The 18,909-nt window shown below is 68.9% G+C and carries 20 protein-coding genes; 13 read left to right on the top strand and 7 right to left on the bottom strand.

Translation table 11 applies throughout. From position 1 onward, the window contains the following. Positions 1-21: 21 nt before the first annotated feature. A complete protein-coding gene (locus G6N14_RS09750) occupies positions 22-762 on the bottom strand; it encodes a dienelactone hydrolase family protein (protein ID WP_085134491.1) in 741 nt (246 codons plus the stop codon). Between the two features lie 85 nt (positions 763-847). Here G6N14_RS09750 and G6N14_RS09745 point away from each other — a divergent pair, with 85 nt between their 5' ends. The 3 genes from G6N14_RS09745 to G6N14_RS09735 are packed head-to-tail and all read left to right on the top strand — an operon-like array spanning position 848 to position 3,356. Continuing rightward, complete coding sequence (locus G6N14_RS09745) at positions 848-1,648, top strand: thymidylate synthase (RefSeq protein WP_085134490.1); 801 nt, start codon at positions 848-850, stop codon at positions 1,646-1,648. After that, complete coding sequence (locus G6N14_RS09740; RefSeq protein ID WP_085134489.1) at positions 1,645-2,124, top strand: dihydrofolate reductase; 480 nt, start codon at positions 1,645-1,647, stop codon at positions 2,122-2,124. The genes G6N14_RS09745 and G6N14_RS09740 overlap by 4 nt, the downstream gene beginning before the upstream one ends. 38 nt (positions 2,125-2,162) lie before the next feature. Then, complete coding sequence (locus G6N14_RS09735) at positions 2,163-3,356, top strand: winged helix-turn-helix domain-containing protein (RefSeq protein WP_234808816.1); 1,194 nt, start codon at positions 2,163-2,165, stop codon at positions 3,354-3,356. On the opposite strand, the gene G6N14_RS09730 is transcribed toward G6N14_RS09735, so the two are convergent. After that, positions 3,341-4,828: a flavin-containing monooxygenase gene (locus G6N14_RS09730; RefSeq protein WP_085134487.1), complete on the bottom strand. Its 1,488-nt coding sequence runs from the start codon at positions 4,826-4,828 to the stop codon at positions 3,341-3,343. The two genes, G6N14_RS09735 and G6N14_RS09730, sit on opposite strands and share 16 nt — an antisense overlap. A 147-nt stretch (positions 4,829-4,975) precedes the next feature. Between G6N14_RS09730 and G6N14_RS09725 the strand changes: the two genes are divergently transcribed. The 4 genes from G6N14_RS09725 to G6N14_RS09710 are packed head-to-tail and all read left to right on the top strand — an operon-like array spanning position 4,976 to position 9,083. Beyond that, entirely contained in the window at positions 4,976-5,701 is a 726-nt protein-coding gene (locus G6N14_RS09725; RefSeq protein WP_085134486.1) for a sensor domain-containing protein, read from the top strand. A gap of 10 nt (positions 5,702-5,711) precedes the next feature. Further along, positions 5,712-6,464: an FAD-dependent thymidylate synthase gene (thyX, locus tag G6N14_RS09720; RefSeq protein WP_085134524.1), complete on the top strand. Its 753-nt coding sequence runs from the start codon at positions 5,712-5,714 to the stop codon at positions 6,462-6,464. Between the two features lie 31 nt (positions 6,465-6,495). Next, positions 6,496-7,398 (top strand): 4-hydroxy-tetrahydrodipicolinate synthase, encoded by a 903-nt coding sequence (gene dapA, locus G6N14_RS09715; protein ID WP_085134485.1) that lies wholly within the window; start codon positions 6,496-6,498, stop codon positions 7,396-7,398. A gap of 8 nt (positions 7,399-7,406) precedes the next feature. Then, the gene (locus tag G6N14_RS09710; protein ID WP_085134523.1) at positions 7,407-9,083 is read left to right on the top strand and encodes a ribonuclease J; all 1,677 of its coding nucleotides are present in this window, start codon (positions 7,407-7,409) and stop codon (positions 9,081-9,083) included. A 72-nt stretch (positions 9,084-9,155) separates the two neighbouring features. Here G6N14_RS09710 and G6N14_RS09705 read toward each other — a convergent pair whose 3' ends face one another. Continuing rightward, positions 9,156-9,989, bottom strand: coding sequence for a mycofactocin-coupled SDR family oxidoreductase (locus tag G6N14_RS09705; protein ID WP_085134484.1), 834 nt, complete (start codon positions 9,987-9,989; stop codon positions 9,156-9,158). Then, positions 9,986-10,300: a putative quinol monooxygenase gene (locus G6N14_RS09700; RefSeq protein ID WP_085134483.1), complete on the bottom strand. Its 315-nt coding sequence runs from the start codon at positions 10,298-10,300 to the stop codon at positions 9,986-9,988. The genes G6N14_RS09705 and G6N14_RS09700 overlap by 4 nt, the downstream gene beginning before the upstream one ends. A 133-nt stretch (positions 10,301-10,433) precedes the next feature. Between G6N14_RS09700 and G6N14_RS09695 the strand changes: the two genes are divergently transcribed. After that, positions 10,434-13,028, top strand: coding sequence for an FtsK/SpoIIIE family DNA translocase (locus tag G6N14_RS09695; protein WP_085134482.1), 2,595 nt, complete (start codon positions 10,434-10,436; stop codon positions 13,026-13,028). A gap of 47 nt (positions 13,029-13,075) precedes the next feature. Here the strand turns inward: G6N14_RS09695 and G6N14_RS09690 are convergent, their stop codons facing one another. Next, a complete protein-coding gene (locus G6N14_RS09690; protein WP_308214857.1) occupies positions 13,076-14,437 on the bottom strand; it encodes a wax ester/triacylglycerol synthase family O-acyltransferase in 1,362 nt (453 codons plus the stop codon). A 182-nt stretch (positions 14,438-14,619) separates the two neighbouring features. Here G6N14_RS09690 and G6N14_RS09685 point away from each other — a divergent pair, with 182 nt between their 5' ends. Continuing rightward, a complete protein-coding gene (locus G6N14_RS09685; RefSeq protein ID WP_085134480.1) occupies positions 14,620-15,129 on the top strand; it encodes a DUF421 domain-containing protein in 510 nt (169 codons plus the stop codon). Here G6N14_RS09685 and G6N14_RS09680 read toward each other — a convergent pair. Beyond that, positions 15,126-15,650, bottom strand: coding sequence for an amino-acid N-acetyltransferase (locus tag G6N14_RS09680; protein WP_179960824.1), 525 nt, complete (start codon positions 15,648-15,650; stop codon positions 15,126-15,128). The genes G6N14_RS09685 and G6N14_RS09680 overlap by 4 nt on opposite strands. Before the next feature lie 54 nt (positions 15,651-15,704). Between G6N14_RS09680 and pgsA the strand changes: the two genes are divergently transcribed. From pgsA to pspM, 4 genes are all read left to right on the top strand, one after another. Then, entirely contained in the window at positions 15,705-16,301 is a 597-nt protein-coding gene (gene pgsA / locus G6N14_RS09675) for a CDP-diacylglycerol--glycerol-3-phosphate 3-phosphatidyltransferase (protein ID WP_085134479.1), read from the top strand. A gap of 88 nt (positions 16,302-16,389) precedes the next feature. Then, a complete protein-coding gene (clgR, locus tag G6N14_RS09670; protein WP_046315495.1) occupies positions 16,390-16,731 on the top strand; it encodes a transcriptional regulator ClgR in 342 nt (113 codons plus the stop codon). A gap of 104 nt (positions 16,732-16,835) precedes the next feature. Continuing rightward, entirely contained in the window at positions 16,836-17,660 is an 825-nt protein-coding gene (gene pspA, locus G6N14_RS09665) for a phage shock protein PspA (RefSeq protein ID WP_085134478.1), read from the top strand. A 4-nt stretch (positions 17,661-17,664) separates the two neighbouring features. Further along, complete coding sequence (pspM, locus tag G6N14_RS09660; RefSeq protein WP_085134477.1) at positions 17,665-18,501, top strand: phage shock envelope stress response protein PspM; 837 nt, start codon at positions 17,665-17,667, stop codon at positions 18,499-18,501. Here the strand turns inward: pspM and G6N14_RS09655 are convergent. Next, positions 18,498-18,905 (bottom strand): DUF5313 domain-containing protein, encoded by a 408-nt coding sequence (locus G6N14_RS09655; protein ID WP_085134476.1) that lies wholly within the window; start codon positions 18,903-18,905, stop codon positions 18,498-18,500. The genes pspM and G6N14_RS09655 overlap by 4 nt on opposite strands. Positions 18,906-18,909 lie beyond the last annotated feature (4 nt).

Raw genomic sequence — 18,909 nt, 5'->3', positions numbered from 1 at the left:
CCTCTCCTGCGTCGAGGCTCGCTAACCGCCGAGTGCCCCGCCGAACACCTCGCGCATCGCCGCCCAGTGGCGAGCCGCGGCGTCGGCGTCATACGGCGCGTTGTCGGGGACGGCGAAGCCGTGCGCGGCCGGGTAGATCTCGACGGTGTGGGTCACGCCCGCGGCGCTCAGCGCCTCGTCCAGCGTCACGGCGTGCTCCGGGGTGAACCCGGCGTCGTTCTCCGCGCCTGCCACATAGACCGTGCCGGTCATCCGGTCGGCCAGCAGGTGTGGGCTGTCGGCGTCGTCGGTCACCAGGCCGCCGCCGTGGAACGAGGCCGCCGCGGCGACCCGATCGGGCACCCGGCCGGCGACCACCAGCGACGTGCGTCCGCCCATGCAGTAACCGCACACCCCGAACCTGTGCCCCCGCACCTCCGGCCGGGCGTCCAGGTAGTCGAAGAACGCCTGCGCGTCGGTGGCCATCCGCTCGGGGGTCACCGTGCCGATCATCGAGAACAGCCGGCTGCGCTCGCCGGCATCGGCGAACACCGTCGCCATGTCGAACGGTGCCCAGCCGGCGTTTCGGTAGTACACGTCGGGCAGCAGCACCGCGTAGCCCATGCCGGCCAGCTCGGCGGCCATGTCGTCGAAGGTCGCGCGGACCCCGCCGGCGTCCGGATACATCACGACGCCCGGCCAGGGCCCGGACCCCTCCGGGGTGAACAGGCGCACAGGGCAGTCGCCGTCGGGCGTGGCAACGGTGTCGGTGATCATCGGCATGGCCTCTGTTGTACTCCGCCATGTGCGCGGGCCCTACAGCGGCGCGTGGCTTCGCCGTGCTTGCCCTCCCCGCTAAGCTAGGCGCGTGCCGATCGCCACACCGTACGAGGATCTGCTGCGGTTGGTGCTCGAGAGCGGAACTCCCAAGGCGGACCGCACCGGCACCGGAACCCGCAGCCTGTTCGGTCACCAGGTGCGCTACGACCTGGCCGCCGGATTCCCGTTGATCACCACCAAGAAGGTGCACGTCAAGTCGGTGATCTATGAGCTGCTGTGGTTCCTGCGCGGCGATTCCAACATCGAGTGGCTCAACGAGCACGGTGTCACCATCTGGGACGAGTGGGCCAGCCCCACCGGCGATCTGGGCCCGGTCTATGGAGTGCAATGGCGATCGTGGCCCACCCCGTCGGGAGAACGGATCGACCAGATCGCGGCCGCGGTGGAGTTGCTGCGCACCGACCCCGATTCCCGCCGGATCATCGTCTCGGCCTGGAACGTCGGTGAACTGAGCGAGATGGCGCTGGCCCCCTGCCACGCGCTGTTCCAGTTCTACGTCGCCGACCAGAAACTGTCCTGCCAGCTCTACCAGCGCAGCGCCGATCTGTTCCTCGGGGTGCCGTTCAACATCGCCAGCTACGCACTGCTCACCCACATGATGGCCGCGCAGGCCGGGCTGGGCGTCGGCGAGTTCATCTGGACCGGCGGCGACTGCCACATCTACGACAACCACGTTGACCAGGTGCGCGAGCAGCTGTCTCGGGAGCCGCGCTCTTACCCGAAACTGGTTCTGGCGGAACGTGATTCCATCTTCGACTACACCTACGACGACATCGAGATCCACGGCTACGATCCACACCCGGCGATCAAAGCGCCCGTGGCCATATGACGCTTGCTCTGATCTGGGCGCAGTCCGTCTCCGGCGTCATCGGCCGGGACGGCGGCATACCGTGGCGGCTGCCGGAGGACCAGGCGCGTTTCAAGGCGCTCACCCTGGGACACCGGGTGGTGATGGGTCGGCTGACCTGGGAGTCGCTGCCGGCCTCGGTGCGGCCGCTGCCCGGGCGCCCCAACGTGGTGGTGACCCGCCAGCCGCACTACCGCGCTGACGGGGCCGAAGTGGTCGGCTCCCTGGACGCGGCGCTGACCGATGCCGAGACCTGGGTGATCGGCGGCGCGCAGATCTACCAGCTGGCACTGCCGAAAGCCGACCGGTGCGAAGTCACCGAGATCGACCTCGACCTACCGCCATGCGACGGGGACGCCGCCGCTCCGGAACTCGACCACCAGTGGTCGGTGATCAAGGGCGAGTGGCTCACCAGCGCAACAGGTCTGCGGTACCGGTTCTGCAGCTACCTGCGGTGACGCCGACGCTGAGCCCAGGGCAGGCACGGCGAATCGCCGTGGCCGCACAGGGGTTCGCGCAGCCCAGGCCGCGGGCGGCAGTGGGCAGGGCGCACCTGCAGCGGTTGATCTCGCGCATACAGGTGCTGCAACTGGACTCGGTGTCGGTCGCGGTGCGCGCCCACTACGCGCCGGTCTTCAGCCGGCTGGGCCCTTATGACCGTGCGGTGCTCGACCGGGCCGCGTGGAGCCACAGCGCCCGCGCGCCGCGGCTGCTGGTCGAATACTGGGCGCATGAGGCGGCGCTGATGGCCGTCGAGGACTGGCCATTGCTGCGCTGGCGGATGCGGCAGTGGCCGCACGGCCGGTGGGGCTCGGCGATCGTGCGGCGCAATCCGCAACTGGTCGCCGATGTGGCCGCCGCAATCGAGGAACTCGGACCGGCGACCGCCGGCCAGATCGAAGCGCATCTTGCCGCCGCATCCGGGCGCGCCGGCAAAGGGCCGTGGTGGAACCGCAGCGACACCAAATGGGTGGCCGAGGCGTTGTTCGCCTCCGGCGTGCTGACCACCGCCACCCGGGTCGGATTTGCCCGGCACTACGACCTGGTCCAGAACGTGCTGCCGCCGCAGGTGCTGGCGGTCGAGGTCGATGACGACGAGGCGGTGCGCGAGCTGGTACGGCGGGCGGCCAGCGCGCTGGGGGTGGCCACCGAGGCCGACCTGCGGGACTACTTTCGGCTGTCGGCCGCCCAGGCCAAGCCGGCGATCGCCCGGCTGGTGGCCGACGGCGAGCTGGAACCGGTCGCCGTAAAGGGCTGGGACAGCGTGGCCTACCTGCGGGCCGGGCAGTCGATACCGCGGGCCGACCGCGGCACCGCGTTGCTGTGTCCGTTCGACCCGCTGATCTTCTTCCGGCCCCGGGTACAGCGGCTGTTCGGCTTCCACTACCGGATCGAGATCTATACACCGGCGGCCCAGCGCCAGTACGGCTACTACGTGTGGCCGTTCCTGCTGGACGGCGAACTGGTTGCCCGGGTGGACCTTAAGGCGGACAAGCAACGCGATGCGTTGCACGTCGTCGGGGCGTTCGCCGAGCCGGGCCGGCGACTGGACCGCATCGCAGTCGGCCTGGCTGGCGAATTGGCGTCGATGGCGTCGTGGCTGGGATTGGGCAGGATCACGATCGGGGATCGCGGCGATCTGGTCGATCGCCTACGGCAGGTCGGCAGCCCCGATCAGGCAATACGGTAGTCGGTCAGCGGAAATTCGCTGGCTTCCCGGATCGCGGTTTCAGTCGAGGTCGGGCGCAGCAACGCGGGATCACCGTTGGGGCTGAAGTAGTACGAGTGCGCGCTGGCACAGTTACCCGCGGTGAACACCGAATCTCCGAGCAGCTCGGTCATCCGGTTGAGGAAAGCGGCGTTGGCTTCCTCGGTGACCTCGAACGTCGTCGCCCCGCGCCGCTTGACCTCGGTGAAGAGCCGATCCATGAGTCGCATCTGATACTCCATGGTGTTGAAGAAGTTCAACCCCAGGAACGCGTACGGCCCGGCGAGGCTCAGGTAATTCGGGAAGTACGGCATCGACACGCCCTGATAGGACTGGAATCGGGTTTCGCGCCACCACTTTCCGAGGTTGCGGCCTTCTCGGCCGATCACCTCGATAGCGGGGAAATTGGCCTCCCACAGGTCGAACCCGGTGGCCAGCACCAGCGTGTCGATTTCGACCTTGGCGCCGTCGTTGCCGACGATCCCGTCGGCCTCGATGTGGTCGATGCCGGCATCCTGCAGGTGCACGTTCGGTCGGGTGAACGCCTGATAGAAGCCGTTGGAGAAGGTCGGGCGCTTGCAGCCGAAATCGTAGTCCGGGGTGAGTCGTCGGCGCAGATCCTTATCGCGGATGACCAGGAACCGGTTGATCTTGGCCAGATCCGAGGCCGCGATGTTGAACCGGCCGCGGAACAGGCGATAGCGCCGGACTCCCAGGGTGACCATCCACTCGTACGTCGAGTCGGTGAGCCAGCGAAGGAAGCGCTGCGTGAAGGGCAGGCGGGCGAACATCCGCTTAGCCCACGGCCCGAACCGTAGATCGACCTTGGGAACCACCCAGATCGGTGTGCGCTGGTACACCGTGAGGTCGGCGGCGGTCCGGGCCAGCTCGGGGATCAGCTGTACCGCAGTCGCGCCGGTACCGATCACGGCGATGCGCTCACCTGTCGGGTCATAGTTGTCGTCCCACTTGGTGGTGTGGATGACCCGGCCGCGGAACGACTCGATGCCCGGAATGTCGGGAATGTGGGGCTGGGACAGGAAACCGGTGGCGGTGAACAAATAGCGGGCGCTGATGGTCTGGCCGCCGGAGAGGCTCACCCGCCAAAGCGAGGCCTCGTCGTCCCAGCGGGCCCCCTCAACCACGGTGTTGAACCGGATATGGCGAACCACATCATATTTGGCTGCGACGTCGTCAGCGTACTGCTTGATCTCCTCGCCCGTGCTGAACATCCGTGACCAATTCGGATTGGGTTCGAAAAAGTACGAATAGGTGGTCGTGGGCACGTCGACGGCAAGCCCTGGGTAGTGGTTGACATACCAGGTACCGCCCAGATCGTCTTCGCGCTCAAGAATCACGAAGTCTTCGATGCCCAGGCGCTTGAGCTGGATGGCCGCGCCGATTCCAGCAAATCCTGCGCCGACGATGACGGCCTCGTGCTGTTCGGTCTCCATGCCCAGATGGTAATCCCCGGTGTTCGTGGCGGGCGAACACGACGGGCCGGGGCGCTTCGGTGCTAAGTTATCACCGATTCCTTGGTGAGGTCGTGGCGCCGTGACCGGGCACGGCGATCTCTGAGTCGGCAAATCGGGGTGGGTCGGGTGCGGGGTTCTGTTTTGTGGGGGTTTGTAGTCGTCGGTGCGGTGCTGGCCGCCGGCTGCGGGCAGCATGGCTTGCGAGTTCTGCCGCCGGCCACCAGCGCGGTGACCACCACCCCGGCCGTGCCGGTCCGCGAGACCGGGCTGCGCGCCCTGCTGCTGCCGCCCGAACAGGTCAACCCGATCATGGAGGCGACCGACATGGTCGTCACCCGCATCCACAACGCGTTGTCGGACGACAGCGCCAGCATGCAGCCCCGCGAATGCCTGGCCATCGACGGCGCCGGCCAGGCGCTGGTCTACGCCGACAGCGGCTACACCGGGGTGCGGGAGCAGGCCATGAGCGAGGGCGACGATTTCGAGCACTACGTCGAGCAGGCCGTGGTCGCGTTCCCATCGGCGAATCAGGCCGCGGCGTTCTTCGCCGCTTCCGCCGAGCAGTGGCTGGCCTGCGAGGAGTACAGCCATGTGCAGAGCGGCAGCACCTGGATCGCCGCGCCCATCGTGAACGCCGATGGCATGCTGAGCACCATCGCGACCCAGAGCAACGCCGGCAACGACGCCAGCTGGGCCTGTGGGCGGGCGTTGACCGTGGCCAACAACGTCGTGATCGACATCAATACCTGCAGTGCGGACCCCAAGGACTCCGCGGTCGTCATCGCCCGGCAGATCGCCGAGAAGGTCCGCAAGGGTGACGGCCTCCCACCAGGGGGGGCGGGCACACCTTAAGGTGAGTGCCGTGGCCGAGACGGCGCCGCTGCGCGTGCAACTGATTGCCAAGACCGAGTTCACTCCGCCGCCGGACGTGCCCTGGAGTACTGATGCCGACGGCGGGCAGGCCCTGGTGGAGTTCGCCGGCCGCGCCTGTTATCAGAGCTGGTCCAAGCCCAACCCGCGCACCGCCACCAACGCCGCCTACCTCAAGCACATCATCGACGTCGGCCATTTCTCGGTGCTTGAGCACGCCGTAGTCACGTTCTACATCAGCGGAGTTTCCCGGTCGGCCACCCACGAGCTGATCCGGCACCGGCACTTCTCGTTCTCTCAACTGTCGCAGCGCTACGTCCCCGAACCGGATTCTCGTGTCGTGCTACCCCCCGGCATACAGGACGATCCGGAGTTGCAGCAGATCCTGATCGAGGCCGCCGACGCCAGCCACGCCGCCTACGCCACGCTGCTGGCCCGGCTCGAAGCCAAGTTCGCCGATCAGCCCAACGCGACTCTGCGGCGCAAGCAGGCCCGCCAGGCCGCCCGCGCCGTGTTGCCCAACGCCACCGAGACCCGCATCGTGGTGACCGGCAATTACCGGGCCTGGCGGCATTTCATCGCGATGCGGGCCAGCGAGCACGCCGACGTCGAGATCCGGCGGCTGGCCGTCGAGTGCCTGCGCCAGTTGTCGGGTGCGGCGCCGGCGGCGTTCGGGGACTTCCAGATCAGCACGCTGGCCGACGGCACCGAAGTCGCGACCAGTCCGCTCGCCACCGAGGTCTGAGTACGTCCGGGCGCCAGGTAATCTTGGGGCCGTGAGCAGCAGCGGATTCGACGCCAAGGCGCAGTTCGGCACCGTGCTGACCGCCATGGTGACCCCCTTCGGCGCGGACGGCTCGGTGGACACCGACACGGCGGTCCGGCTGGCCAATCGCCTCATCGACGCCGGTTGCGACGGTCTGGTGATCTCAGGCACCACCGGCGAGTCGCCGACCACCGCGGATTACGAGAAGCTCACGCTGCTGCGTGCGGTGGTCGAGGCCGTCGGCGACCGGGCCCGCATCATCGCCGGCGCCGGCAGCAATGACACCGAGCACAGCGTGCGGCTGGCCGAGGCGTGCGCCGGGGTCGGGGCGCATGGCCTGCTGGTGGTGACGCCGTACTACTCGCGTCCGTCGCAGGCCGGGTTGCTGGCGCACTTCACCGCCGTCGCCGACGCCAGCTCGCTACCGGTGATGCTCTATGACATCCCGGCGCGCTCGGTGGTGCCGATCGCTCCGGACACGATCTTCGAGCTGGCCGAGCACCCCAACATCGTGGCCATCAAGGACGCCAAGGGCGATCTGCACGCCGGGGCACAGATCATGGCCGAGACCGGACTGGCCTACTACTCCGGCGATGACGCGCTGAACCTGCCCTGGCTGGCCATGGGGGCCACCGGTTTCGTCAGCGTGGTGTCGCACTTCGCGGCGGGCCAGCTGCGCGACATGCTCGCCGCCTTCACCGCCGGCGACGTCGAGACCGCCCGCAAGCTCAACGTCTCGATCGCCCCGCTGTCCAATGCGATGGGTCGGGTGGGCGGGGTGACCTTCGTCAAGGCCGGCCTGCGGTTGCAGGGCTTCGAGGTGGGTGACCCGCGGTTGCCCATGGTGCCGGCGTCCGCCGCGGAGGTCGAGGAACTGGCCATCGACATGCGCGCCGCGGCTGTACTCGGGTGAGGTACGGGATGACCGAGGATCTCACTCCGCCGGGTCCGTTGGCCGAAGGCGGGCTGCGTGTCACCGCGCTGGGCGGGATCAGTGAAATCGGCCGCAACATGACCGTTTTCGAGCACCTCGGTCGGCTGCTGATCATCGACTGCGGCGTGCTGTTCCCCGGCCATGACGAGCCCGGCGTCGATCTGATCCTGCCGGACATCCGCCACATCGCCGACCGGCTCGACGACGTCGAGGCGCTGGTGCTCACCCACGCCCACGAGGACCACATCGGCGCCATCCCGTTCCTGCTCAAACTGCGGGCCGACATCCCGATTGTCGGTTCGAAGTTCACCCTGGCCCTGGTCGCCGCCAAGTGCCGGGAGCACCGCATCAAGCCGGTGTTCGTTCGGGTGGCAGAAGGCCAGCGCAGCACCCACGGCGTGTTCGAATGCGAATACTTCGCGGTGAACCACTCGATCCCCGACGCGCTGGCGATCGCGGTGCATACCGGCGCGGGCACCGTGCTGCACACCGGTGACATCAAACTCGACCAGCTGCCGCCGGACGGGCGCCCCACCGACCTGCCCGGCATGTCCCGGCTGGGCGACCGGGGCGTGGACCTGTTCCTGTGCGACTCCACCAACGCCGAGATCCCCGGGGTCGGGCCGAGCGAGAGCGAGGTCGGCCCCACCCTGCATCGGCTGATCCGCGGGGCCGAGGGCCGCGTGATCGTGGCCTGCTTCGCCTCCAACGTCGACCGGGTGCAGCAGATCGTCGACGCCGCGGTGTCCCAAGGCCGGCGGGTGGCCTTCGTCGGCCGGTCCATGGTGCGCAACATGGGCATCGCGAAGGAATTGGGCTTCCTGCGGGTGGCCGACTCGGATCTGGTGGACATCGCGGCCGCGGAGATGATGCCGCCGGACAAGGTGGTGCTGGTCACCACCGGAACTCAGGGCGAACCGCTGTCGGCCCTGTCGCGCATGTCGCGCGGGGAGCACCGGTCGATCACGCTGACCGCCGGTGACCTGGTGGTCCTGTCGTCGTCGCTGATCCCCGGCAACGAGGAAGCGGTCTTCGGCGTGCTGGACGCCCTGGCCAAGATCGGCGCCCGGGTGGTCACCAACGCCGCCGCCCGCGTGCACGTCTCCGGGCATGCATACGCCGGCGAGCTGCTGTTCCTCTACAACGGGATCCGGCCGCGCAATGTGATGCCCGTCCACGGCACCTGGCGGATGCTGCGGGCCAACGCCGCGCTGGCCGCCCGTACCGGGGTGCCGGAGGAGTCGATCCTGCTGGCCGAGAACGGAGTCAGCGTCGATCTGGTCGCCGGACAGGCCCGCATCGCCGGTGCGGTTCCGGTGGGCAAGATGTTCGTCGACGGACTCGTCGACGGCGACGTGGGCGACGCGACGCTGGGGGAGCGGCTGATCCTGTCGAGCGGATTCGTCGCGATCACGGTGGTACTGCGCCGCGGCACCGGAAAGCCGGTGGCCGCACCCCACCTGCACTCGCGTGGATTCTCCGAAGATCCCAAGGCGCTCGAGCCGGCCGTGCGCAAGGTCGCGGCGGAGCTGGAGTCGCTTGCCGCAGAAGGGGTCACCGACCCGGTCCGGATCGCCCAGGCCGTGCGCCGCACGGTGGGCAAGTGGGTGGGGGAGGCCTACCGGCGTCAGCCGATGATCGTGCCGACGGTACTCGAGGTCTGATCCGTCACAGCCGCTGCGTGTTTCGGCGTGGCGGACGATTCGGGCGGGGCGCGGCCTAGCGCTTGCCGCGGCTTATCGCTTGTTGACGAAGCCGGCGTCGACGGGCAAGGCGATGCCGGTGACGTAGCGGGCCGCATCCGAGACCAGCCAGGCCACCGCATTGGCGATGTCCTCCGGTTGCAGCACCGCCACCGGCAGTGCATTGCCCATGTCCGGTGGCGACCCCGTCGCGGTGGTGAGCTCCGCGAGCCAGCCTCGCACGTAGTCGTTGTTGATCATCGGCGTATCGACTCCGGCCGGATGCACCGAGTTCACCCGAATGCTGTGCGGCGCCAGCAGATTCGCGTAGACCCGCGTCAACCCCACCAGCCCGTGCTTGGCCGCGGCGTAACCGATCGCACCCGCGTCGTGACTGCCGATGCCGGCCAGGCCCGCCACCGAGCTGATCAGCACGATCGATCCGCCCTGGCCTTGGGCAATCATCGCCGGAAGTGCCGCTTCGATGGTGTGGTAGGCGCCGGTCAGGTTGACGTCGATGACGTCACGCCAGCCGTCGGCCGCGGCCATCGGGGCGATGCCGGCGTTGGCCACCACGATGTCGACCCGGCCCAGCTCGTCGAGTCCGGCCTGCACCGCGGCACCCAGTGCGGCCTGGTCGCGTACGTCGGCCTGCCGGGCCACGATGCGCGCACCGGTGCGTTCGACCAGCTCTGCTGTCGTCGCCAAGTCCTCGGCGACGGCCAGCGGATAGGGCACGCTGTCGATCTGACCGCACAGGTCGACGGCGATGATGTCGGCGCCGTCGGCGGCCAGTCGCAGGGCATGGGCGCGACCCTGGCCGCGGGCCGCGCCGGTGATCAGCGCGACCTTCCCCTGCTGGGCTTTGTCCGACGGCCGGGCCGTCACGGCCGCAGTTGGCCCTTGGTCGGGTCGCCTGCGGGCACGGCGTTGAGCAACTTGATCTCGGGTGCGCCGGCCAGGTGCTCGCTGAGGCTGCCGAACAGCTCGACGGAGGCAGGGGAGGTCGAGTGCGCCTTGAGGGCCTCGCCGTCGGCCCACTGCTCGATGAAAACGAAGGCCCCGTCGGCTTCGTGCAGGGAGTACAGCTCGCAGCCGGGCTCCTGGTGTACCTGCGCCACCGCCTTGGTGCAGATTTCGCGGACGGTTTCGACCGATTCCGGCTTGACGGCGAGGGTGGCGACGACGACCACGGGCATGTGCGACTCCTTGGCAGAGAGGGGATTCCCCGGTCACCCTACCCAGCGCCGCGCCGGGTGTGCGGCGAACGGGTGGCTCGGGGCCAGTGTGGCTTATGGTGCAGATGGGGTATTTGCGACTAGGCTTGCCCATATGGCTAGTAAGACCGCTAGTAGGGCCCCTGCGCGTTCTGGCACCCGAACGACCAGGTCGAAGCCTGCCAAGGGTGGATCGGGGACTGCGCGGCCGGCCAAGGCGCGCCGTGGCGCGCCGCGGCCGTCGCGTCCGGTGGCGGTCGGTATGGCCTTCGGGCGCCTCACCCGAGCGACCTGGCTGATGGTGGCCAAGGGCGCCGGAAGCGCCGCACGTTCTGTCGGTCGCGCGCACGACATCGACCCCGGACATCGCCGCGACGGCATCGCGCTGGCGCTGCTGGCCCTGGCCGTGGTGACCGCGGCGAGCTGCTGGCTGGATGCCGCCCGGCCGGTCGGCGCGTGGATCGACACCGGTCTGCGCGCCGTGATCGGCGGGGCGGTGGTGCTGCTGCCGGTTTTGGCCGCGGGTGCCGCCGTGCTGCTGATGCGCACCGAACCAGACCCGGAGAACCGGCCCCGGCTGATCCTCGGCTCGGCCATGATCGCGTTGCCGCTGCTGGGCCTGTGGCACCTGTGGTCGGGTTCGCCGCAGAGTCCCGACGGGCGTCTGCACGGCGCCGGGTTCGTGGGATTTGCGATCGGCGGCCCGCTCGCCGACGGACTCACGGCGTGGATCGCCGCACCGCTGTTGTGCATCGGTGTGCTGTTCGGCGTGCTGTTGCTCACCGGGACCACCCTGCGCGAGGCGCCGGAGGCCCTGCGGACGATGTTCCGCGGCGACTATGACGACTACGGCGACTACGACGATGCCGAGCAATACGGCGATGACGACGACTACTACGACGAATACGACGGCGAGGCTTACGCCGATCAGGACTATGGCCAGGGCCACCCCGGCGCCGCTGCCGACGGCTGCGACACCGGGGCCGCCGGCCCGACCGGCGGTGTGAGCCGGTTCGGCGCGGCGGCGCCCGAGGCTGCGCCGGACGCCCCGGAGTGGCGATCGCGATCCCCGCTGGACAACTACCCGCTCGAGGAAGAGCCGGCCGCACCGCCACCCCCGGTCAAACCCGTGCGCCGCAAGGCGCCCAAGGCGCCCAAGGCGGCCGCGCCCACCGACACCACGGTGGTCCTCGACCGGGTGGTCGAGGGCCCCTACACGCTGCCCGCACTGAGCCTGCTGGTCGCCGGTGATCCCCCGAAGACACGCACTGCCGCCAACGACCAGATGGCCGACGCGATCACCTCGGTGCTGGAACAGTTCAAGGTCGATGCGGCGGTCACCGGCTGCACCCGCGGACCCACGGTCACCCGTTACGAGGTGGAACTGGGGCCGGGGGTCAAGGTCGAGAAGATCACCGCCCTGCAGCGCAACATCGCCTACGCGGTGGCCACCGAGAGCGTGCGGATGCTCGCGCCGATTCCGGGCAAGTCCGCCGTCGGTATCGAGGTGCCCAACACCGACCGCGAACTGGTGCGGCTGGCCGACGTGCTGACCGCGCCGTCCACCCGCTCCGACCACCACCCGCTGGTGATCGGCCTGGGCAAGGACATCGAGGGCGACTTCATCTGCGCCAACCTGGCCAAGATGCCGCACCTGCTGGTGGCCGGCTCCACCGGCTCGGGCAAGTCCAGCTTCGTCAACTCCATGCTGGTGTCACTGCTGGCGCGCGCCACCCCCGAAGAGGTCAGGATGATCCTGATCGACCCGAAGATGGTGGAACTGACGCCCTACGAAGGCATTCCACACCTGATCACCCCGATCATCACCGAACCCAAGAAGGCGGCCGCCGCGCTGGCCTGGCTGGTCGAGGAGATGGAGCAGCGCTACCAGGACATGAAGTCATCCCGAGTGCGCCACATCAACGACTTCAACGACAAGGTCCGCTCCGGGGAGATCACCACGCCGCTGGGCAGCGAACGGGTCTACCGGCCCTACCCCTACATCCTTGCGGTGGTCGACGAGCTCGCGGACCTGATGATGACCGCTCCCCGCGATGTCGAGGACGCGATCGTGCGGATCACCCAGAAAGCCCGCGCCGCCGGCATCCACCTGGTGCTGGCGACACAGCGGCCGTCGGTGGACGTCGTCACCGGTCTGATCAAGACCAATGTGCCGTCCCGGCTGGCTTTCGCCACCTCCTCGCTGACCGATTCCCGGGTCATCCTCGACCAGCCCGGCGCCGAGAAGCTGATCGGGATGGGCGACGGCCTGTTCCTGCCGATGGGCGCGAACAAACCGATTCGGTTGCAGGGCGCGTACATCTCCGACGAGGAGATCCAGGCCGTCGTCAGCGCCTGCAAGGACCAGGCAGAGCCCGAGTACACCGAGGGCGTCACCGCGGTGAAGGCCAGCGGCGACCGCGCCGACGTGGACCCCGACATCGGCGACGACATGGAGGTCTTCCTGCAGGCCGTCGAGCTGGTGGTGTCGAGCCAGTTCGGTTCCACCTCGATGCTGCAGCGCAAGCTGCGGGTGGGCTTCGCCAAGGCCGGCCGGCTGATGGACCTGATGGAGACCCGCAGCATCGTCGGACCCTCCGAGGGCTCCAAGGCGCGGCAGGTACTGGTCAAGCCCGACGAGCTGGCGGCCACCCTGATGGCCATTCGCGGCGGCGGTGAGCCGGACACCGGGGACGGCGAAGACTTCTAGCCGGCGCCCCGTGCCGATGACGGCCGGGGAACGGTGCCCGGGGAGCGCTACGCGCTGCGCACCAAGGCCAGGCCGTGCCAGTCGCGGAGCGGCTTGCGTCGTCGGCTGCGCGCCACCAGCCGGGCCACCGCAGCCTCCAGACCCCGGGCCAGTTCGTCGACCGCGGCGAACTCGAAGTCGGCCAGCACCCCGATGAACAGGTCCCCGGCATAGCTCAGAGCCGAGACGCCGGCGCGCAGCTGCATCGCGATCGGGGGTACCGGCAGCACCTGAACCACGTCGCATCCCATGATCTGCAACGGCTCTGCCGGGCCTGCGACATTGGTCGCCAGCGCCACGACCCCGCGCTGGCGGAGTTGGCCGAAGAGCCGGGCCGCCCACCCCGACCACGCGACGGGAAGGATTCCGGCCGCCGAGATGACGGCACGCGCGGCGTGCCGCTGACCGCCGGCCTTGGCCTGCGCCAGCCGGGAACGCACCGCCAGCAGCCGCCGGATCGGGTTCGACTCCTCGACCGGCAGCCGGGGCAGCAGCACCGAAGCCCGGCTCTCGGCGGTCGGCGCGGCGTCGGGGGACGACGGTGAGAACGGAACCAGGGTGCGCAGCGAATCGGGCTCGGGAACTTCACCGCGGCGGATCATGAAGTCGCGGTAGCTCTCGGTCAGCGCCGCCAGCACCACGTCGTCGACGGTCACCTCGAACGCCCGGCACACCTGTTCGATGCCGTCGAGCGGCACCCGTGCGGCGCTGTAGCGGCGCCGGCTGGTGATCGGACCGTTGAGCGGCGACGACGCCGGCTGCAGCAGGCCGCTGGCAAGTTCGACGACGCCGCGCAGGTTGTACACCCAATGCACCGGATTGAGGTCCAGCAGCGGCCGGGTGTGCGTCGGCCGGTCGGCGGCGGGCGGCGCGGCGGCGCTGGGCCTGTGGTGGCTCATACCGGTGTCGGACAGGCCGGTGAGCATGTGCGCGGCGGCGGTGCTGCCGGCGATGCAGTGGTGCACCTTCATCAGCAGGGCCCACCGGTCGTCGCTGAGGCCGCCGATCACCCAGATCTCCCAGAGCGGACGGTCGCGGTCCAGACGCCACGACATCACGTCGGCGACCACCGCGTGCAGCTCGGCGGCTCCGCCGGGCGCCGGCGCCGCGACCCGGCCGATGTGGTGAGCGACGTCGAAGTGCGGATCATCGACCCATTCGGGTGCGCTCAGATCCAGGGCGTGCCGGACCAGCCGCTGTCCGAACCGTGGACACCCGCCGAGGCGCTCGGCCAGCGTCGCCGCCAGAGCGGCGTGCTCGGGCATCGGGCCCTCCAGCACCGCGAGCGTCCCGGTGGCCATGCTGACGTTCTGGTCGGAATCCTCCAGCCCGAGAAAGCCGGCGTCCAGGGGGGTCAAGTACTCGGCCACAGCCACCTCCAGTTGTCTGCAACTGTCGGTACCACTATCTCCTGTGCCGGTAGCGTACGGCAGGGTCGGAAGTCCTCACGTCCGGCCCGGAACACCGGCGGCAGACACATGCCGGCCACAGAGCGGCTACGGACCGGACACCGGCAGTCTTCCCCGGTCAGCGGGGCGCGTAATCTCGCCCCGTGGAGTGGGCACGACTTTTCGCTTTCGATACGCCGCCCTCGGAGATCATCATCCGCGGGACCGTCATCTACATCGCGATCTACGCGATGCTGCGGGTGGTGCTCAAACGCGAGGCCGGCACCAACGGCATCACCGACCTGATCGTCGTGGTGTTGATCGCCGACGCGGCGCAGAACGGGATGGCCGGCGGCTACCGATCGATCAGCGACGGCATCTTGCTGGTCGGCGTGATCATCGGCTGGTCCTACCTGCTGAACTGGATGGCGCACCGCTGGCCGGCCGTGGCCAGGTTCCTGCGGCCCGGTCCGCTGCTGGTGATTCAGGACGGCGCGCTGCTGCACGAGAACATGCGCAAAGAGATGATCACCGAGGAGCAGGTCCGCGAGCAGGCCCGCAAACAGGGAATCGCGGATCTCTCCGTGGTCCGAGAGGGCCGGATGGAGTCCGACGGACAGTTCAGCTTCCTCATCGGCGCCACCCGCCGCTCCCGCGATCTGATCGTCGACTAGAGGATCAGCAGCATCCGGGTGTTACCCAGGGTGTTGGGCTTGACGTAACTCAGGTCCAGGAATTCGGCCACCCCGACGTCATAGGAACGTTGCATCTCCTCGTACACCTCGGCGGTCACCGGCGTGCCGTCGATCTCGGTGAAACCGTGGCGGGCGAAGAACTCGGTCTCGAAGGTCAGCACGAACAGCCGCTGCAGCTCCAGCTCGCGGGCGACAGCCAGTAGGCGGTCGACGATCGCGTGTCCGATCCCGTGCCCGGTCAGCCCGGGGTCAACCGCGATAGTGCGTACCTCGCCGAGGTCTGCCCACAACACGTGCAGGGCGCCGCACCCCACCACCTGCTGGTCGCCGTCCTCGGCGACCCAGAACTCCTGGACCGACTCGTAGAGCGTCACCAGGTTCTTTTCCAGCAGGATCTTGCCGGCGTAGATGTCCACCAGTCGCTTGATCGCCGGGACGTCGGAGGTGCGCGCGCGCCGGACCAACGGCCGCTGGGCCGGTCGGTCCGCCGCAAGATTCACAGCTGCACAGTATCGGTTTCTCGTTTCGGCCTGGACAACAGATATTCTGACGCCGTGTCGGGGCACCCTAAAACCGGTCCGACGGTGACGAACGTCCCCGTGGTCAATCTCGCGAACGCACTGACCGTCATGCGGTTGGGGCTGGTCCCGGTCTTCCTGCTGGCGCTGTTCGCCGAGGACGGCCACGATCCGAGGACGCGGATCGCGGCGTTCGTCATCTTCGCCTTGGCGATCATCACCGACCGACTGGACGGCACCCTGGCACGCAACTACGGCATGGTGACCGAATTCGGCACGCTGGCCGACCCGATCGCCGACAAGGCGCTGATCGGCGCCGCGCTGATCGGGCTGTCGATGCTCGGCGACCTGTGGTGGTGGGTGACGGTGTTGATCCTGGCACGCGAGATCGGGATCACCGTGCTGCGGTTCGCGGTGCTGCACCGCGGCGTGATCCCGGCCAGCCGCGGCGGCAAACTCAAAACCCTGGTGCAGGCCGTGGGTATCGGCCTGCTGATCCTTCCGCTGTCCGGGCCCTGGCTGGTGACGGCCTGGACGGTGATGGCCGTGGCGCTGATTCTGACCGTGCTGACCGGGATCGACTACGTGGTCTCAGCGGTCACCGACCTTCGCGGCGGCCCGGCCGCAAGTTGACCGCGTCCTTCGGGAACCCGTCGGGGGTCGGTGCGCGTTGAGGTGATGACGGTGGATCGCCGAGGTTGACCCGGGAGGGGAGTGCACGATGACGACATTGCTGCGGGAGTCGGTCGGTGAGGTGCTGCGCCAGGCCCGGACGGCCCAGGGGCGCACGCTGCGCGAGGTGTCCGACACCGCGCGGGTCAGCCTCGGATACCTCTCGGAGGTCGAGCGGGGCCGCAAGGAGGCATCCAGTGAGCTGCTCAACGCGATCTGCGCGGCGTTGCAGATCCCGCTGTCGCGGGTGCTTTTCGATGCCGGAACACGCCTGGCCCACGCCGAGCGGTCCGACCAGGCACAGCGCCAGGCCGCAGTGACCCGCATCGATGCCGGCACCAAGGTGGTGATCCCGCCGATTCGCGGGCTAGCATCGGCGGTTTCAGCGTGACGCGCCACGCCTGAACACCCACCCGAGCACCCCGGACCCGATAAATTGATCAGCGGTAGCCGGCGGAGCGACAACGCCGGACAACGAGCAGACGGAGCTGACTGATGGCCAACCCGTTCGTCAAGGCGTGGAAGTACCTGATGGCGCTGTTCAACGCGAAGATCGACGAGCACGCCGATCCCAAGGTGCAGATCCAGCAGGCGATCGAAGAGGCGCAGCGCCAGCACCAGGCCCTGACCCAACAGGCCGCTCAGGTGATCGGCAACCAGCGGCAACTGGAGATGCGGCTGAACCGCCAACTGGCCGACATCGAGAAGCTGCAGGTCAATGTGCGCCAGGCGCTGACCTTGGCCGACCAGGCCACGGCCGCCGGGGACGCCGCGAAGGCCACCGAGTACACCAACGCCGCCGAGGCGTTCGCGGCGCAGCTCGTCACCGCCGAACAGAGCGTGGAAGACCTCAAGGCCCTGCACGACCAGGCCCTCTCCGCGGCGATGCAGGCCAAGAAGGCGGTCGAGCAGAACGCCATGGTCTTACAGCAGAAGATCGCCGAACGCACCAAGCTGCTCAGCCAGCTCGAACAGGCCAAGATGCAGGAGCAGGTCAGCGCATCGCTGCGGTCGATGAGCGAGATCGCCGCCCCGGGTACGACCCCGAGCCTCGATGAGGTGCGCGACAAGATCGAGCGGCGTTACGCCAACGCGATCGGAGCGGCCGAGCTTGCCCAGGGATCGGTGCAGGGGCGGATGCTCGAAGTCGAGCAGGCCGGAGTGCAGATGGCCGGTCATTCCCGCCTGGAGCAGATCCGGGCGTCCATGCGCGGCGAGTCGCTGCCTGCGGGCGGATCGGCCACCGCGGCCGGCCAGGGCACGCCGGCGGCCCCGCAGTCGGGGGCGAATCCAACCCCCGAGAATCCGCTGGGACGGTAGCGACATGGCCGCGACACTCGGAGGCAGCGCCCGGCACTCGCTGCTGCAGCGTGCCGCGGACCGGGCCAGCGAGGTTGCCGACGTCCTGGCCGCCAGGCTGGGTGCACTGGCCGATCCGCGGGCCAGGATGCTGCGTAAGCGGCGGTGGGCGCTGCGGCTGGGCCTGTTCTTCGGTGCCACCTGCGCGTTCTGGATGCTGGTGACGGCGGTGCTGGCCTCCTGGTCGACGCCGGTGTGGGTGCTGCTGATCACCGGACTGGTGTCGGCGGGGGCCGCTGCGCCGGCCACCCTGTTGTTGCTGCGCTACCGCTGGCTGCGCGCCGCGCCGTTGCCGGCCGTGCGTGCGGCCACCGCGCGGCGGCTGCCGGCGGCTGGTTCGGCGGCGCGTCCGGCGATGTACGCGCTGGGTGCCTCGGAGCGGGGGATGCTCTCGCTGCTGGGCGTGCTCGAGCGGGGCCGGCTGCTGCCCGCCGACGAGATCACCGAGCTGACGGCTGCGGTCAACCGCGCCGCGTCCACCATGGCGGCCACCGCTGCTGAGGTGGTGTCCATGGAGCGCGCCGTTCAGGACAGTCCGCAGTCCCGCCAATACCTGGTGCCGACCATCAACGCCTTCACCGCGCAGCTCAGCGCCGGCGTCCGCCAGTACAACGAGATGGTCACCGCCGCAGCGCAACTGGTGGCCTCGGCCAACGACGGCTCGGCGACCTTGACCGGTGACCCGGCGAACTCTCCGATGTCGCAGCGGCGCTACCGCGACGAGCTGGCCGGTGCGACCGACCGGATGCTGGGCTGGGCCCAGGCGTTCGACGAACTGGGCCAGTTGCCCCGCGTCGTCTAGATGTCGTCGCTGCGCTGATCGACTGAATCCGGCCGCGGGCCGTAACGCTCGACGTAGGAGCGGTGAATGTGGGCGTCGCGCTGCCGCTTGCGCGCAGTGGCGAGCTCCGGATCGAGGCCGTGCATGCGCAGCATGTGGGTGCGCCACACCTTGTTGAGCGCATGCGCGAACAGAATCACCATGAACCAGATCGGAAACGTCATGGTGAAATGCGTCATGAAGTCAGCCGGCAGGAACCAGAACGGGATCAGGATGAGCGTCGTGGGCACGGCCGCGCGCATGATCATCCGGACGGTGGCGCCGGGCCCGGCGAGGTCGTTGCGGACCCAGTCCAGCAGCTCCGGAGGCAGCGGGCGCCCGTAGCAGTAACGGATGTATTGAATCGGGGTGGGGCGCTTTGACACGGTC

This window comes from Mycolicibacter hiberniae (genome assembly GCF_010729485.1).
GTDB classification, from domain to species: Bacteria; Actinomycetota; Actinomycetes; order Mycobacteriales; family Mycobacteriaceae; genus Mycobacterium; species Mycobacterium hiberniae.
Note: the sequence above shows the minus strand (reverse complement) of the source record. Positions and strands in the feature narration are given on the sequence as shown.